We start from the raw sequence: 14,346 nt of genomic DNA, 5'->3' as shown, positions 1-14,346 counted from the left end.
CGGCGGCGCTGATCTCCGATGACATCCGCCATTTGTATTAAATAGCTTAAAAAGGGTAAAGGGAAATTTTGCAAACGATGGGAGGCGTCCTCGAGGACAAGGAGATGTCGATGCAAGAGCAGACCCGTCCGCAGGAGGCGGACGGCAAGGCGGACGCGGCGCGGCGGATGGTCCTGGCGCGGCTGGCGCGCGTGGAGGCGGAGCACGGCGTGCGCATTCTTTACGCGGCCGAAGGCGGCAGCCGCAGCTGGGGTTATGCGGCGCCGGACAGCGATTACGATGTGCGTTTCGTCTATCTGCACCCGGCGCCATGGTACGAGTCCGGCGGCCAGCGCGATGTGATCGAGCTGCCGCTGGCCGACGGCCTGGACATCAGTGGCTGGGAACTGCGCAAGGCCTTGCGGCTGACCCTGGGCGGCAACGCCGCGCTGCTGGAATGGCTGGCCTCGCCGCAGGTCTACCGCCAGCATGCGGCGGCCTGCGAGCTATTGCGTGGCCTGACGGCGGCTCATTTCGCCGGTGAGGCGGCCTACTGGCATTATCTGGCGGTGGCGCGCAAGAATTACCGCGGCCGCAAGCTGGAGCAACAACTGCGGCTGAAAAAATACCTGTACGTGCTGCGGCCCTTGTTGGCGGCGCAATGGGTGAAGGCGCGGCGCCGCCCGCCGCCGTTGGCGCTGGAGGAACTGGCAGCTCAGACTCTGGGCGACGCTGGTCTGCGCGCGGAGCTGGCCGGCCTGCTGGCCTTGAAGGCCGCCGGCGGCGCGCCGGAGTACGGCCCGGCCACGCCCGGCCTGCAGGATTACATCGATAACGCGATGCAGGCCTACGAAGCGGCGGCGCGACCACGCCGCCACAGCGACTGGACGCGGGCGGACGCCTTGCTGGAACAGGCGCGCCTGGCTGTCGGCGAATTTCCCTTTTGATTCAATTGTTTCCCTAACCGGCTTTAAAAGCCCCGCGTCGGGCCTTGCGGCATCATGTCGCTATGACCCGAATATCCGACATCTCCTCCTTGCACTGGCAGCCGGCCTTGCAGGCCCGCGATCAGGCATCCCCCGCTGACATCGTCGAGAACCTCGACGACATCCATCAGGCCATGCGCATCATCCTGGGCACGCCCAAGGGCAGCGATCCGCTGCGGCCTGAGTTTGGCAGCGATTTGTTCCGTTACCTGGACTACCCGGTGGACCGCGCCCGGCCGCACGTGGTGCGCGAGGCGGTGGAGGCGATCAGCCATCCGCTATACGGCGAGCCGCGGGTGACCGTGGCGCGGGTGCTCTACAGCGTGGGCGGCAACGGCGATGCCAGGCTCACCGTGCAGTGGCGGCTGGCCGATGGCGTGATCCGCGAAACCGAGCTGCAGCTATGAGCGGCGCCGTGGCGAAGGCGGGCGGGGTAGCGCCCAATATCCTGGCCAATGACCCGCGCTTCGGCCATCTGGCACAGCTCACTACCCGGCTGGGCGACGCCGATCTGAGCACGCTGCTGGTTTATCTGGTGGACCAGGTGGACGCCGGCTGGCTGCCGGCGCTGGCGGAGCAGTTCCATGTCGCCGGCGACGAGGGCTGGCGCCTGAGCCAGGGCGCGCGCCAGCAACGCGAGCTGATCAAGCAGTCCATCCATCTGCATCGCAGCAAGGGCACGCGCTGGTCCTTGCAGCAGGTGTTGGCCACGCTGGCCTTGTCCGGCCAGATCAGCGAATGGTTCGAATACGCCGGCAAGCCCTATCACTTCAAGATCCACATCGACCTGGCCGCGCGCGGCATAGCCGCCGCCACGCTGACGGCGCTGGAGGCGATGATCAACGAATACAAGAACGCCCGTTCGGTGCTGGAGCTGCTGGCGCTGGTATTGAGCAACCGCAGCGCCGTGCCGGTGCTGGCGCTGGCCACCCAGGGCGGCGAATTGGCCACGGTCTACCCGTTCCAGCTCGAATCGTTGCAACAGCGCGCCAGCTTGAACGCGGCGCTGGCGCACGCCAGCGTCGAGATGGTCACGCTTTATCCCGCAGCATGAGATCCCTAGAACCCTTCCCAGGAGCAATCGATGGCCAATGAGTTTTTCACGCTTCTCACCGCCAGCGGCAAGGCCAAGCTGGCGGCGGCGCAAGCCAACGGCGCGCCGCTGCAGATCAGTCAGATGGCGGTGGGCGACGGCGACAACGGCGGGTATTACACGCCCAGCGAGAGCCAGACCGCGCTCAAGCATGAAACCTGGCGCGGCGCGCTCAACCACTTGGCGGTGGACCCGAATAATCCCAACTGGGTGGTGGCGGAAGCGGTGCTGCCGGATACGGTGGGCGGCTTTTACATCCGCGAGGTGGGCTTGTTCGATAGCCGCGGCGATCTGATCGCCATCGGCAAATTTCCGGAGAGCTACAAGCCGCTGCTGGCGGCCGGCGCCAATAAGCAGCTCTATGTGCGCATGATTCTGGAGGTGTCCAATACCGCGGCGGTAACGCTGCTGGTGGATCCCAGCGTGGTGCTGGCCACGCGCTCCGCAGTGGAGCAGCGCATCGCCGAGGAGTTGGCGAAGCGGGATGCCAAGCCGCGCGACTTCCATCCTCTACAAGGCTTTCCGACGCAAGCTTATCGTCGCAATGTGCTGATCAACGGCGGTTTTGACGTCTGGCAGCGCGGCGCCAGTCAGACTGTGGGCGGTTATGGCTCGGTGGACCGTTGGTTTCTGGATTTGGGTGGCGGCCCGCTTGGCGGCGCGACTTTGTCGCGAATGGCGGCCAGTATCGCCGAGACCGAAACCTTGGGGGCGACGACGAGCTTCATGCGTCTGACGCTGAGCAAGCCGCCGGCCAGCAAGGTCAACGAGTACTGCCAGGTATGCCAGCCGGTGGAAAACCTGCGGCGTTTCACCGGCAAGCGGATGACGCTGAGCTTCTGGGCCAAGGCGGATCAGCCGCGCAAGATGGTGGCCTATGTTGAACAGTGGCTGAAACGACCGCCAGCCGCATCCGACAAGATCAGAGCGCTGGAGGCGGTTCCAGTGGAGCTGACCAGCCGCTGGCAACGCTTTGTCTTCTCTTTCTCCTCGCCCAGCCTACAGGGGCGCGAACCGGGGAACGAGGCTTCTCTGGCTGTTTTTCTTGGGGTGTCGTACAGCGATGCCTACCCAGCCTTGAATGCGATTACCGGCGCGCAAACCGGCACTTTCGATATTGCTCAGGTGCAGTTGGAGGAGAGCCCAGTGGCGACGCCGTTTGAGTATCGCAGCTTTGGCGAAGAACTGACTTTGTGTCAGCGGTATTTTGAGAAAAGCTATCCGCTAAATGACTTCCCCGCTAAAAACTATGGAGCCGATTCCGCTTTCGCACCGGCTATCTTCAGCAAGATGTTTCATTTGAATGTCGGCACTTCTGGTGATAAGCAAATTAATATGACCATTCCGTTTATGGTAGAGAAACGGATTGAGCCGGCTATTGTGATTTATGACGGTTTGGGTGCGGTTGATAGAATGGCTACGAGTAATGGAAATGGCGTGATTCCCGCAGCTAAGAGCAGTTCTACCAAGTTTGTAAATATGATTCCCCCTACTGGCTCAAGTATTACTTGGGTTGCATGTCACTGGGTGGCGGATGCTGAGATTTAATGAATCTATAGGGGGAGTGAAGGTGAATGCCATGTATCGTTTAACCAAGCAGCCGGATGGAGTGATTCGAGTTGTCGATGGGGCGTATATCCCTAAAGGGCACCGCTGGTGGGATGAATATGAACTCTGGTTGCAGCAAGGTAATCAACCGGAGCCGCAGTTTGTGCTAGGGGAGTTACAAGAACAACTACTGCGAGATATCGATATCGCCACTGATGTCGCGCGCAATGAGGCTTTGGGCAGCGAGCTGCGCCTGGCCGAATACCAACGCGCCGCCGCCGAGGCGCAGGCGTTCAAGGACGCCGGCTACAAGGGCGAGGCGCCGCCGGCGGTGCGCTCCTGGGCCGAGGCCAAGGGCTGGGACGGCCAGCGGGCGGCGGACAGCATCCTGGCCAAGGCTGCGGCCTGCGAGCAGGCGTTGTACACCATCCGCGACGCGCGCCTGAAGGGCAAGGAAGCCGTGCGCCAGGCCGCGGACGAGGCGGCGGCGCGTGTGGCGGCCGACGAGGCGCTGTCCCGGCTGCAGCAACTGGCCGCCGGCGATTTCGCCGCCGCCGCGCCGGAGGCCGAAGCTGGCCGCGCCGGCAATTTGTTCAAGTTCTTTTCCAAACGGCTTTAAAAGCCAGGCGGTGGCTTGATGGCGGATCATGCCGCCATCCACCCCCGCTTCGACCTTCCGTGCCGGCCGCGGCGCTCCATTCAAGGACGTGTTTTCATGACCCCAGATTTGCCCAAGTTCATTGATGACGATCCGCATACCGTCACCGCCGAGCTGATCGACGCCTATCAGAAAATGAGTGGCAAGACGCTTTATCCCGGTCAGGTGGAACGCTTGCTGATCGACCTGATCGCCTACCGCGAAAGCGTGGCCCGCGCCGCCTTCAACGACGCCGGCCGCCAGAACCTGGTGGCCTTCGCCCGCGCGCCGATGCTGGATTACCTGGGCGAGCTGGTCGGCGTCAGCCGGCTGCCGGCCCAGCACGCGCGCTGCACGGTGCGCATCGCCTTCACCCAGCCCTTGACGCTGGCGCAGCTGATTCCGGCGCAGACCCTGGTGGCCGGCGGCGGCGTGCAGTTCCAGTCCTTGGCCAGTCAGATCGCGCCGGCCGGCAGCAGCAGCATCGAGGTGCCGGTCAGCGCGGTGGAAGCGGGCGCCGCCGGCAACGGCTTCGTGCCGGGCCAGATCAACACCCTGGTGGATGAGCTGGAGGTGGACGCCAGCGTGGTCAATATCGACACCAGCGCCGGCGGCGCCGACGCCGAGGACGACGAGCGCCTGCGCGCGCGCATCCGGTTGGCGCCGGAGTCGTTCAGCGTGGCCGGCAGCGCCGCCTCCTATCGCCACCACGCGCTGCGCGCGCATCAGGACATCGCCGACGTGGCGGTGATCAGCGCCAGCCTGCAACAGCAGAACGGCGAATTGCAAAGCGCCAACCAGGTGCCGCCCGGCGTGGTGCGCCTGTATCCGCTGACCAAGACCGGCATGCCGCCGGACAGCCTGCTCAGCGTGGTGGCCGCCGCTTGCAGCGCCGACCGGGTGCGGCCGCTGACCGATCTGGTGGAGGTGCTGGCGCCGGAGGATTACGGCTACCAGGTGCGCGCGCGGCTGACGCCGTATCGCGACGTCGACCCCAAGACGGTGCAGCAGCAGGCGCAGGCCGCCGTCGGCGCTTTCGTGCAGGTGCAGGCGGAGCGGCTGGGCCGCGATATCGTGCCGTCGCAGCTGATCGCCACGCTGTCGGTGCCCGGCGTCTACCAAGTGGTTTTGCTGGAGCCGGCCGCCACCCGGGTGGTGCCGCCGCAGGGCTGGTCGCACTGCACCGGCATCCAGCTGGAAATGACCGGAGGCCAGGATGGCTGACATCACGCCCAATCTGCTGGCGCGCGACGCGCGTTTCGGCCCGCTGGCCAAGCTCAGCGAACGGCTGGGCGACATCGATCCCGGCGGTCTGCTGGTCTATCTGGTGGATACGGTCAAGCCGGACTTGCTGCCGCTGCTGGCCGAACAGTTCCACATCGACGGCGACGAGGGCTGGTTGCTGACCCAGACCGAGCAACAACGCCGCGACCTGATCAAGCAGAGCATAGAGCTGCACCGCCACAAGGGTACGCCCTGGGCGCTGCGCGAAGTGTTCCGCATCCTCGGCGTGACGGTGGAACTGGAGGAATGGTGGCAGCGCCGGCCGCCGGCCGCGCCCTACACCTTCGAATTGACCGCCTGGGCCAATGACAATCTGCTGCCCGGCCAGGCCTTGCTCAATCCCGATCTCTACCGCCGGCTGCGGCGCATGGTGGAGCTGGCCAAGCCGGCGCGCAGCACTTACCGCTTCAAGCTGGGCGCGCGTTTCAACGGCCGTCTGGGCCTGGCCTCGGCCGCTCAGGCGCGCGCGCTGATCCGCCGCAGCGCAGAAGCGGCGCCGATGCGGCTGGAGCCGCAGCAGCCGTTGGCCCTTTCATCCGCCGCGCAAATCTATAGCGTGGTCCACGTCACCATGGAGGCATCGTTGTGAGCACCCCTTTAGCACCTCTTATCACCGCCGCCGGTCTGGCCGCAATCTGGCGCGCCAGCAATGACGGCGTGTCCGCGCAGATCACCCACATCGCCTTGGGCGACGGCGCTTACGCACCGGCACAGGGCCAGACCGCCTTGCGCAGCGAACAGGCGCGCTATCCCATCGCCGGCGGCGAACGGCTGGGCAATACCCAGATCCATCTGACCGCCATCGCCGACGACGCCAAGGCGTTCTGGGTGCGCGAGATCGGCTTCATCCTGGCGGACGGTACCTTGCTGGCGGTCTGGTCCGACCCGAAGGCGGCGCTGGCCTACAAGGCGGCGGATGTGCAATTGCTGCTGGCCTATGACCTGGCCTTGAACGCGCTGCCGCCGGACAGCGTCACCATCCAGTCCAGCGGCGCCGGCCTCAATCTGAGCCTGGCCAGCGAACTGGCGGAACTGGCGGCGGCCCAGATCGGCGAAGCCAACCGCGGCCTGGGGCGCGACGAGCGCATCCGCGCGCAGGACGGGCGTTTGCAGGCGCTGGAGCCGCAAGTGACCGCCTTGCAAAACCGCAGCCAGGCGCTGGAACAGGAACATGCCGCCGATAAACGCTCCGGCCTGGAGCTGGCTACTGCCAATGCGGCGGCCATCGTCAATATGCAGCATTTGTTCGTCAAGCAACGCCTGGGCGCATGAGCGCCGGGGCTGCGTCGCAGCCCCATTCCCCCTGGCCGATATGGCCATCCCCGTAGTGATCCCTGTTTTTCCCGCGCCGCTTCCGGCACTTCCCCATTGCTATGTGTTTCCGTTTCCAGGCTGAGGCCTGGGGACGCGTTGTCTTGGATGGTCGTCAAGGCCATGTATCGCGGTAGAACTTTTAGGAGAGTGTGATGAGTTTGGAGAGCAATATCGCCGAGTTGGTGAAATCGGCCAATGGTTTGACCGATGCCGTTCATGGAAAGATTGGTGAAATCGATCAGAAAGTCGGTCAGAAAATCACCGAGTTGAATAATTGGAGAACCAGTCATTGGAATGAGCATCCGGCCATCGCCGTGAATTTCAATGCCCGGATGACGGCAGTGGGGGGCGAAGGTGATAAGAAACTGCCGCTAGCTTTGGGTGTACATGCTGGTGGGGATTTTTGGGGCAAGTTCGATGCGGCATTGATTCCTGTGACGCCGGGAGAAGAGCCGGCATCCCGCCCGCCCATCGTTCGCGAGTTATTGCAGTATATGAAGAGCGATGATCGGCACTTTTCTGCCAATTTCAATATCCTGCACTTGACGGTGAAGAAGGTCAGTGAGGGCTTCGGTCCCTATGTTTTTTTTGTTCCCTATCAACACGTCAAGATGGGCGCTTTTACCAGTGTGGCGCTGTATCACAAGGTGATTGGTCAAGGAGACTGGAACTGGATGGATAACAGTAAAAAAGGAGTTTGGAATCAGACTACTCATCATTTTCTATCAGCTCACGCTGGGGCTTATACCCATGTTGATATTGGTTTGTCCAATGCTCAGGTAGGTGATCAGTTGTATCTGGCGTTGCCGCAAATTATTCCTGGTTTATGGAATCCAGGGCTTCGCTTGCCGCAACTATACAATATTTTTGATCCTGTTATTGATGTGATTGGTAATAGCACGATCAGTGGCCTCGGCGGCGTATTTGCCAATATCAATAACAGCAATCGTTAAATCAGGGAGTTGATATGAGTACTGAAATGAAATTTTATTCCGATGTGCAGGATGATATTGGCTTGATCGTGACGGATAAAGGACTGGAGCGGCCTGCGGTGGTATGGGCGCGTGATGCTTGCGCCGCTTATATCCATCGTTATTACCCTGTGCATGTGCAGTTGAATGTGCTGCGGACCGGCTCGGAAGATGAACGCAAGAAGATGAGTGTCTTCATCGATGCCTGCCGGGTCTGGAGCAATCAAAAATCTGCTACGAGTGCTGAGTTGGAAAAAATCAAGCCGTGATATTAAGCCGGCGTGCCGAGCATGGCATGCTCGAGCCGAGCAAATGGCTTGGCTAAATCTGAATGAACCGCGCTTCCGCATCATGGAGCGCGGTTTTCGCCTTTTTTGCTAAAGCGGCTTAAAAGCCGTGGCTTTCCGTAAGTGACACAATGTCTCCATGTCAGCGCTGAAGCTGTTCACGCCGGAAGGGCGGTGAACGAACACATGGTTGAATTTAATTCAATCCACTCTGTGATGAACTATTGGAGAGCATGATGAGCTTGGAAAGTAATATCGCGGAACTGGTACAGGCGTCGAACGCCTTGACCGGCACGGTAAACGGCAAGATTGCCGATATCGATCGGCGCGTGGATGTCAATATTCAGAAAATGGAGGATTGGCGCAAGGAGAATACGCCGGAACGCCGCATCGTCATCGATTTCACCATCGGCGGCAGCAAGGATTTCTTCTATCCGGTGTGGTGGCGTTTCCAGTCCGCGGGGGATGTCGGAGTCCATCAGGTATCCATCGTTCGTCATTATGCGTGGAATGGCGCCGAGACGGAGCGGCCGTTGAATGCCAGTAGTGTGCATCAGGCGGGCTTGCTGCTGGAAATGGAGGGCAGCGACGTGGCTTGGGGTGGGGATGCCAAGTTTCTCGAAATCAAGCGCTTCAGCGAAACCTATAACCCGACGGTGTCGCATGTCGCCCATGCGATGTATTGCAAGCAAAATCGGATAGATGTGAATAAGCCGGCGTACAACAGCCTTCCGGAGGGAACGTTGGCTGAGTGCAATATGGTGTTGAGTGGAGCTTATCTGCGTGGCGGCGGTTTGAATTATCGAGTCATTTCTAATTTGCCCTTGAACTTTGGTTTTCATGATGGGAAAGGGGAGGAGAGGGAATTGGCGCGTTATGAGCATGTCAACACCCGCTGGGTGGCCAGCCCTATTGCATTGGCCAGCCGCATCGCGCCGCCGCAGACCCTGAACGCCTTTGTCGACGCACCGACTGCTTAACTCTTGGAGACTCCTATGCTGATGATTGCCAAACTGCCTAACGGCATGATTAATGTACCCGCCGACCAATTGGCAGAACTGGGTATTGATGAGGCTACAGCGAGCCGTTTGATCCGCGCAGCCAAGCTGGAATTGTTGCGTATTGAGCGCGACCGCCGGCTGGTGGCGTCCGACAAAACCCAGTTGCCGGATGCGCCTTACAGCGCCGAGCAACGTTCGGCCTGGCAGGCCTATCGCAAGCAACTGCGCGACATGCCCGAATCCGTAGCCGATATCGATCACGTGATCTGGCCGGCTTGCCCGGCTTAAGCTTGACTAGCAGACCATAAAAAACCCCGCCAAGGCGGGGTTTGTCTTTGCACGTTGCGGATCAGGACTTGGCCGGCGTTTCCCAGCCGCCGCCCAACGCCTTGTACAGGCCCACCACCGCGTTCAGATGGTCCAGCCGCGCGCTGACCAGGCCCAACTCGGCCTGGAAGCTGTTGCGCTGCGCGTCCAGCACGTCCAGATAGCTGGCGTAACCGTTGTCGTAGCGCAGGTTCGCCAGGCGCAGCGACTTGTTCAAGGCCTGGAACTGCGTGGTCTGCGCCGCCTGGATGTCGCGCGCCGCGCCGTAGCCGGACAAGGCGTCCAGCGCGTCCTTGAACGCGCTCTGCACCGTCTTCTGGTACTGCGCCAAGGCTTGCTTCTGCCGCGCGTTGGCCGCGTCGACGGCGTAGCCGGTCTGGCCGAAGTTGAACACCGGCGCCGCCAGATTGCCGACAAAGCTCCAGGTCCGCGTCGGGCCGGTGAACAGGGTGTCCAGCGACAGGCTTTGCGAGCCTAGCGCCCCGCTCAGGCTGATGCTGGGGAAGTAGGCCGCGCGCGCCACGCCGATGCGGGCATTGGCCGCAATCAGCTGCTGCTCGCTGGCGGCGATGTCCGGCCGCCGCTCCAGCAGGCTGGAGGACAGACCGGCCGGCACTTCCGGCGGGGCCGACAGCGCGTCCAGGCTTTGGCCGCGCTGGATGCCGCCGGCCACCAGCTGCTTGGGCGAGTGGCCGAGCAGCACGCCCAGCGCGCTTTCGGTCTGTTCCAGCGCGCTGGCGATCTGCGGCACCTTGGCGCGGGCGGAAGCCGCTTCGGCCTCGGCCTGCTGCTGGTCCAGTTCCGAGATCAGGCCGCCCTTGAAGCGCTTGGTCTGCAGTTTCAGCGATTCCTCGCGGCTTTGCAGCGTGCGCTTGGCGATGTCCAGCTGAGCGTCGTAGGCGCGCAGCTGGAAATAGGTCTGCGCGGTTTGCGCGGCGATCGCCAGTTTGGAGCTGTCGCGGGCGAAGCGGCTGGCGGCGAAGTCGGCACGCGCCGCCTCGTTACCGCGGCGCAGCTTGCCCCACAGGTCCAGTTCCCAGGACGCGGTGAGGTTGGCATTGCGTACGTCGCTGACCAGCGGCGCGCCCGGCGTAGTTGTGGTGGCCGAAGTGCGGCCGCGCTGGTAGCCGGCATTGGCGTTCAGCGCCGGCAGCAGCTGGGCCCGGGCGATGCCGGCCTGGGCCGCGGCCTCGTCGACGCGGGCGGCGGCGGCGGCCAGGTCCTGGTTGTGTTCCAGCGCTTCGGCGATCAACTGATCCAGCACCGGATCGTTGAACTGCTTCCACCAGTCCATGGCGATGGCCGGGTTCTGGGCCTGGGCGCTGTCCGGCAGCTCCAGCTTGGGGCGGCTGTAGTCGGGGCCGACCGCGCAAGCGGTCAGCGCCAGCGCCACCAATGAGGGAATCAGGGCGCGTTTAAGCATCGGCCTTGTCTCCTGCCTCGGCCGTAGGCTGAGGCTGTTTCGGTTTGCTGAACTTCATGATGAGCATGAAGAACATCGGGATGAAGAAGGTGGCGATGAAGGTGGCGGCCAACATGCCGCCCACCACGCCGGTGCCGATCGAGTGGCGGCTGGCGGAGCCGGCGCCGCTGGAGATCGCCAGCGGCATACAACCCAGCACGAAGGCCAGCGAAGTCATCACGATAGGACGGAAACGCAGCTTGGCGGCGGCGATGGCGGCTTCGACCACGCTCAGTCCTTCTTCTTCCATTTGCTGGACGGCGAACTCCACGATCAGGATCGCGTTCTTGGCCGACAAGCCGATCAGGGTGACCAAGGCCACCTGGAAGTAGACGTCGTTGGCGAGACCGCGCAGCCAGTTGGCCATCAGCGCGCCGAACATGGCGAAAGGCACCGCCATCAGCACGCTGATGGGCAGGCTCCAGCGCTCGTACTGCGCCGCCAGGATCAGGAACACCATGATCATGCCGAAGCCGAACACCACGGCGGAAGAGCCGCTGGTGGATTTCTCCTGGAAGGCGGAACCGGTCCACGCCAGCGTATAGCCGTCCGGCAAGGTTTCCTTGGCCACGGCTTCCAGCACGTTCAGCGCCTCGCCGGAACTGAAGCCTGGGGCGGGGCCGCCCACCAGCTTGGCCGCCGGGAAGATGTTGAAGCGCTCCAGGCTTTCCGGGCCGGTGGTGTGCTTGATGGTCACCAGCGCCGTCAGCGGGATCATATTGCCGTCCTGCGAACGCACATAGATGTTGCGCAGGTCTTCAACCCGGGTGCGGAAATCCGCCTCCGATTGCAGCTGCACGCGGAAGGTGCGGCCGAACTTGTTGAAGTCGTTGACGTAGAGCGCGCCGAAGGTGCTCTGCATGGTGTCGAACACGGTGTTGACCGGCACGCCCAGGGACTTGGCCTTGGCGCGGTCCAGCTTGACGTAGATCTGCGGCACGCTGGCGGAGAAGGTGGTTTGCACCCCCTTCAGTTCCGGACGCTTGGCGGCGGCGGCCACCAGTTTCTTGGTGACTTCGCCCAGTTCCACCGAGCTCGCGCCACCGCGGCTTTGCACATAGGCCTCGAAACCGCCGGTATTGGACATGCCGGAGATCGGCGGCGGGTTGAAGGCCAGCACGATGCCGTCGGTGATGCCCATCATGCCCTTGGCGAAGGTATCGCCCACCACCGCCTGTGACGACAGATTGGGCGCCTTGCGCTCATCCCACGGCTTCAGGGTGATGAAGGACACGCCGGCATTGGTCTTGTTGCCGCCTGTCAGAATGTCGAAGCCGGCGAAGCTCATCACGTCCTTGACCGCCGGGTTCTTGCTGGTCATCGCGTCCAGCTTGGTCATGGTGGCCGAGGTGCGCTGCATCGACGCGCCATCCGGCAGGAAGGCGGCGGCGATGATGTAGCCCTGGTCCTCGTCCGGCGCCAGGCTGGACGGGATCATGCGGAACAGGCCAACGCAGATGGCGATCAGGCCGGCGAACAGCAGGATGCCCACCGCGCTGCGCTTGATCAGGAACACCACGCCGCGGGAATAGCCCTGGGTCAGGCGATCGAACCAGTTGTTGAACCAGACGAAGAAGCGGGCCGGATGCTGATGGCCTTCCTTCAACAGCAGCGCGCACAGCGCCGGGGTCAGGGTCAGGGCCACCAGGCCGGAAATCGACACCGACACCGCGATGGTGATGGCGAACTGCTTGTACATCTGGCCGGCGATGCCGCCGAGGAAGGCGACCGGGATGAACACCGAGCACAGCACCAGCACGATGGCGACCAGCGCGCCGGATACCTCGTCCATCGCCTTGAAGCTGGCTTGCAGCGGCGATAGCTTTTCCTGCGTCATCAGGCGTTCGACGTTTTCCAGCACCACGATGGCGTCGTCCACCACGATGCCGATGGCCAGCACCAGGCCGAACAGCGTCAGGGTGTTGATGGTGAAGCCGAAGGCGTACATGCCGGCGAAGGTGCCGATGATGGAGACGGGCACCGCCAGGCAGGGAATCAGGGTCGCGCGCCAGTTCTGCAGGAACAGGAACACCACCAGGAATACCAGCACCATGGCTTCGCCCAGCGTGGAATACACTTCCTTGATCGACACTTCCACGAACTTGGTGGTGTCGTAGGGGATCGCGAAGTTCAGGCCTTTGGGGAAGCTCACCGCCAGCTTCTGCATCGTCTGTTCCACGGCTTGCGCGGTGGCCAGCTGGTTGGCGCCCGGCGCCAGGAAGATGCCGATCGGGATGGTCGGGCGGCCGTTGTGCGTGCCGGTGAAGTCATAGGACAAGGCGCCCAGTTCCACGCGCGCCACATCCTTCAAGCGCACGGCGGAGCCGTCCGGGTTGGAGCGCAGGATGATGTTCTCGAACTCTTCCGGCTCGGACAGGCGGCCCTGGGTGGTCACGGTGTAGGTGAAGTCCTGCTTGCCCTTGACCGGTTCCGCGCCCACCTTGCCGGCGGCGAACTGCGCGTTCTGCTCGCGGATGGCGGCGGCCACGTCGCTGGGCGTCAGCTTGAGCTGGGCCAGACGATCCGGTTTCAGCCACACGCGCATCGAGTAGTCCTGGCCGGCGAAGTTGATCACGTCGCCCACGCCCGGCACCCGCTTCAGTTCGTCCACCACGTTCAGCAGCGCGTAGTTGCTGATGAACAGGGTGTCGTAGGTCTTGTCCGGCGAGAACAGCGAAATCACCTGCAGGAAGGCCGAGGATTTCTTGGTCACGTTCACGCCCTGCCGGCGCACTTCTTCCGGCAGCTGCGACAACACCGACTGCACGCGGTTGTTGACGTTGATGGTGGCTTGGTCGGCGTCGGTGCCGATCTTGAAGGTCACGCTCAGCGACAGCTTGCCGCTGGAGGAGCTGGTGGACTGGACGTAAAGCATGTCGTCCACGCCGTTGATCGCCTGTTCCAGCGGCGAAGCGACGGTATTGGCGATCACCTCGGCGGACGCGCCCGGATAGCTCGCGCTCACCGAGATCATCGGCGGCACGATTTCCGGGTATTGCTCGATGGGCAATGCCTTGAGGGCGGCCAGGCCCGCCAGTGTGATCACGATGGAGATCACACTCGCGAAAATGGGCCGCCTGATGAAAAAGGCGGAAAACATGAATGGTTACCCCTTTGCCTTATTGTTTGGGCGCAGCTGCGGGCGCGCTGGCGTCGGCCTTGAACGGATGCGGTTTCACGTCCGCGCCCGGGCGCAGTTTGATGATGTTGTCCACCACCACCTTGTCGCCGGCTTTCAGGCCGCTTTCCACCAGCACGTCCAGGCCCACATCCTGGGACACGGTGATGGGGCGCGGCTGCACCTTGTTGTCGGCGCCGACGACCCATACCATCTTGCCCTGCTGCGAGGTCAGCACCGCGCGCTGCGGCACGGCGATGGCGTTGCTGCGCTTGGCGCCTTGCAGGATCACGCGCACGAACTGGCCGGGCAGGATGCTGCCGTCCGGGTTGGCGAAGG

The 14,346-nt window shown here is 62.9% G+C and carries 15 protein-coding genes; 12 read left to right on the top strand and 3 right to left on the bottom strand.

Annotated elements, in window-relative coordinates; genetic code table 11:
• The first annotated feature begins 110 nt into the window (after positions 1-110).
• The 12 genes from VI26_RS06780 to VI26_RS06725 all read left to right on the top strand — a co-directional run bounded on the left by VI26_RS06780 (position 111) and on the right by VI26_RS06725 (position 9,388).
• Positions 111-926 carry a nucleotidyltransferase domain-containing protein gene (locus VI26_RS06780; protein WP_048408991.1) on the top strand — a complete coding sequence of 272 codons (816 nt, stop codon included), beginning with the start codon at positions 111-113 and terminating at the stop codon, positions 924-926.
• 62 nt (positions 927-988) lie between these two features.
• On the top strand, positions 989-1,372 hold the full coding sequence (locus VI26_RS06775) for a GPW/gp25 family protein (RefSeq protein ID WP_048408990.1): 384 nt from the start codon (positions 989-991) through the stop codon (positions 1,370-1,372).
• Positions 1,369-2,019 carry a phage tail protein I gene (locus VI26_RS06770; protein ID WP_048408989.1) on the top strand — a complete coding sequence of 217 codons (651 nt, stop codon included), beginning with the start codon at positions 1,369-1,371 and terminating at the stop codon, positions 2,017-2,019. Before VI26_RS06775 ends, VI26_RS06770 begins: the two co-directional genes overlap by 4 nt.
• A 30-nt stretch (positions 2,020-2,049) precedes the next feature.
• Positions 2,050-3,606, top strand: a complete 1,557-nt coding sequence (locus VI26_RS23165; protein ID WP_053074287.1) for a phage tail protein — start codon at positions 2,050-2,052, stop codon at positions 3,604-3,606.
• Positions 3,607-3,769: 163 nt separating this feature from the next.
• Entirely contained in the window at positions 3,770-4,225 is a 456-nt protein-coding gene (locus VI26_RS06760; protein WP_156183780.1) for a hypothetical protein, read from the top strand.
• Positions 4,226-4,321: 96 nt separating this feature from the next.
• The gene (locus VI26_RS06755) at positions 4,322-5,467 is read left to right on the top strand and encodes a baseplate J/gp47 family protein (RefSeq protein ID WP_048408988.1); all 1,146 of its coding nucleotides are present in this window, start codon (positions 4,322-4,324) and stop codon (positions 5,465-5,467) included.
• Complete coding sequence (locus VI26_RS23160; protein ID WP_053074283.1) at positions 5,460-6,116, top strand: phage tail protein I; 657 nt, start codon at positions 5,460-5,462, stop codon at positions 6,114-6,116. The genes VI26_RS06755 and VI26_RS23160 overlap by 8 nt, the downstream gene beginning before the upstream one ends.
• On the top strand, positions 6,113-6,799 hold the full coding sequence (locus VI26_RS06745) for a phage tail protein (RefSeq protein ID WP_048408987.1): 687 nt from the start codon (positions 6,113-6,115) through the stop codon (positions 6,797-6,799). The genes VI26_RS23160 and VI26_RS06745 overlap by 4 nt, the downstream gene beginning before the upstream one ends.
• A 194-nt stretch (positions 6,800-6,993) precedes the next feature.
• The gene (locus VI26_RS06740; protein ID WP_048408986.1) at positions 6,994-7,794 is read left to right on the top strand and encodes a hypothetical protein; all 801 of its coding nucleotides are present in this window, start codon (positions 6,994-6,996) and stop codon (positions 7,792-7,794) included.
• 14 nt (positions 7,795-7,808) lie between these two features.
• Positions 7,809-8,081 (top strand): hypothetical protein, encoded by a 273-nt coding sequence (locus VI26_RS06735; RefSeq protein WP_197081404.1) that lies wholly within the window; start codon positions 7,809-7,811, stop codon positions 8,079-8,081.
• A gap of 254 nt (positions 8,082-8,335) precedes the next feature.
• Positions 8,336-9,079, top strand: a complete 744-nt coding sequence (locus tag VI26_RS06730) for a hypothetical protein (RefSeq protein WP_048408985.1) — start codon at positions 8,336-8,338, stop codon at positions 9,077-9,079.
• 15 nt (positions 9,080-9,094) lie between these two features.
• The gene (locus VI26_RS06725; protein WP_048408984.1) at positions 9,095-9,388 is read left to right on the top strand and encodes a tail fiber assembly protein; all 294 of its coding nucleotides are present in this window, start codon (positions 9,095-9,097) and stop codon (positions 9,386-9,388) included.
• A 61-nt stretch (positions 9,389-9,449) separates the two neighbouring features.
• Here the strand turns inward: VI26_RS06725 and VI26_RS06720 are convergent, their stop codons facing one another.
• The 3 genes from VI26_RS06720 to VI26_RS06710 form a co-directional block, all read right to left on the bottom strand.
• Positions 9,450-10,850: an efflux transporter outer membrane subunit gene (locus VI26_RS06720; protein WP_048408983.1), complete on the bottom strand. Its 1,401-nt coding sequence runs from the start codon at positions 10,848-10,850 to the stop codon at positions 9,450-9,452.
• Positions 10,843-13,989: an efflux RND transporter permease subunit gene (locus VI26_RS06715; protein WP_048408982.1), complete on the bottom strand. Its 3,147-nt coding sequence runs from the start codon at positions 13,987-13,989 to the stop codon at positions 10,843-10,845. Before VI26_RS06715 ends, VI26_RS06720 begins: the two co-directional genes overlap by 8 nt.
• A 19-nt stretch (positions 13,990-14,008) precedes the next feature.
• A partial coding sequence (locus VI26_RS06710; RefSeq protein WP_048408981.1) for an efflux RND transporter periplasmic adaptor subunit occupies positions 14,009-14,346 on the bottom strand: 338 nt, incomplete at its 5' end.

Origin of the sequence: Chromobacterium sp. LK1, assembly GCF_001043555.1 — a bacterium.
Classification (GTDB): Bacteria; Pseudomonadota; Gammaproteobacteria; order Burkholderiales; family Chromobacteriaceae; genus Chromobacterium; species Chromobacterium aquaticum.
Note: the sequence above shows the minus strand (reverse complement) of the source record. Positions and strands in the feature narration are given on the sequence as shown.

Excerpts from the sequence above, each read along its gene's own strand:
- VI26_RS06780 (WP_048408991.1), top strand. The coding sequence starts at position 111 with ATGCAAGAGCAGACCCGTCCGCAGGAGGCGGACGGCAAGGCGGACGCG.
- VI26_RS06775 (WP_048408990.1), top strand. The coding sequence starts at position 989 with ATGACCCGAATATCCGACATCTCCTCCTTGCACTGGCAGCCGGCCTTG.
- VI26_RS06770 (WP_048408989.1), top strand. The coding sequence starts at position 1,369 with ATGAGCGGCGCCGTGGCGAAGGCGGGCGGGGTAGCGCCCAATATCCTG.
- VI26_RS23165 (WP_053074287.1), top strand. The coding sequence starts at position 2,050 with ATGGCCAATGAGTTTTTCACGCTTCTCACCGCCAGCGGCAAGGCCAAG.
- VI26_RS06755 (WP_048408988.1), top strand. The coding sequence starts at position 4,322 with ATGACCCCAGATTTGCCCAAGTTCATTGATGACGATCCGCATACCGTC.
- VI26_RS23160 (WP_053074283.1), top strand. The coding sequence starts at position 5,460 with ATGGCTGACATCACGCCCAATCTGCTGGCGCGCGACGCGCGTTTCGGC.
- VI26_RS06740 (WP_048408986.1), top strand. The coding sequence starts at position 6,994 with ATGAGTTTGGAGAGCAATATCGCCGAGTTGGTGAAATCGGCCAATGGT.
- VI26_RS06735 (WP_197081404.1), top strand. The coding sequence starts at position 7,809 with ATGAGTACTGAAATGAAATTTTATTCCGATGTGCAGGATGATATTGGC.
- VI26_RS06730 (WP_048408985.1), top strand. The coding sequence starts at position 8,336 with ATGAGCTTGGAAAGTAATATCGCGGAACTGGTACAGGCGTCGAACGCC.
- VI26_RS06725 (WP_048408984.1), top strand. The coding sequence starts at position 9,095 with ATGCTGATGATTGCCAAACTGCCTAACGGCATGATTAATGTACCCGCC.
- VI26_RS06720 (WP_048408983.1), bottom strand. The coding sequence starts at position 10,850 with ATGCTTAAACGCGCCCTGATTCCCTCATTGGTGGCGCTGGCGCTGACC.
- VI26_RS06715 (WP_048408982.1), bottom strand. The coding sequence starts at position 13,989 with ATGTTTTCCGCCTTTTTCATCAGGCGGCCCATTTTCGCGAGTGTGATC.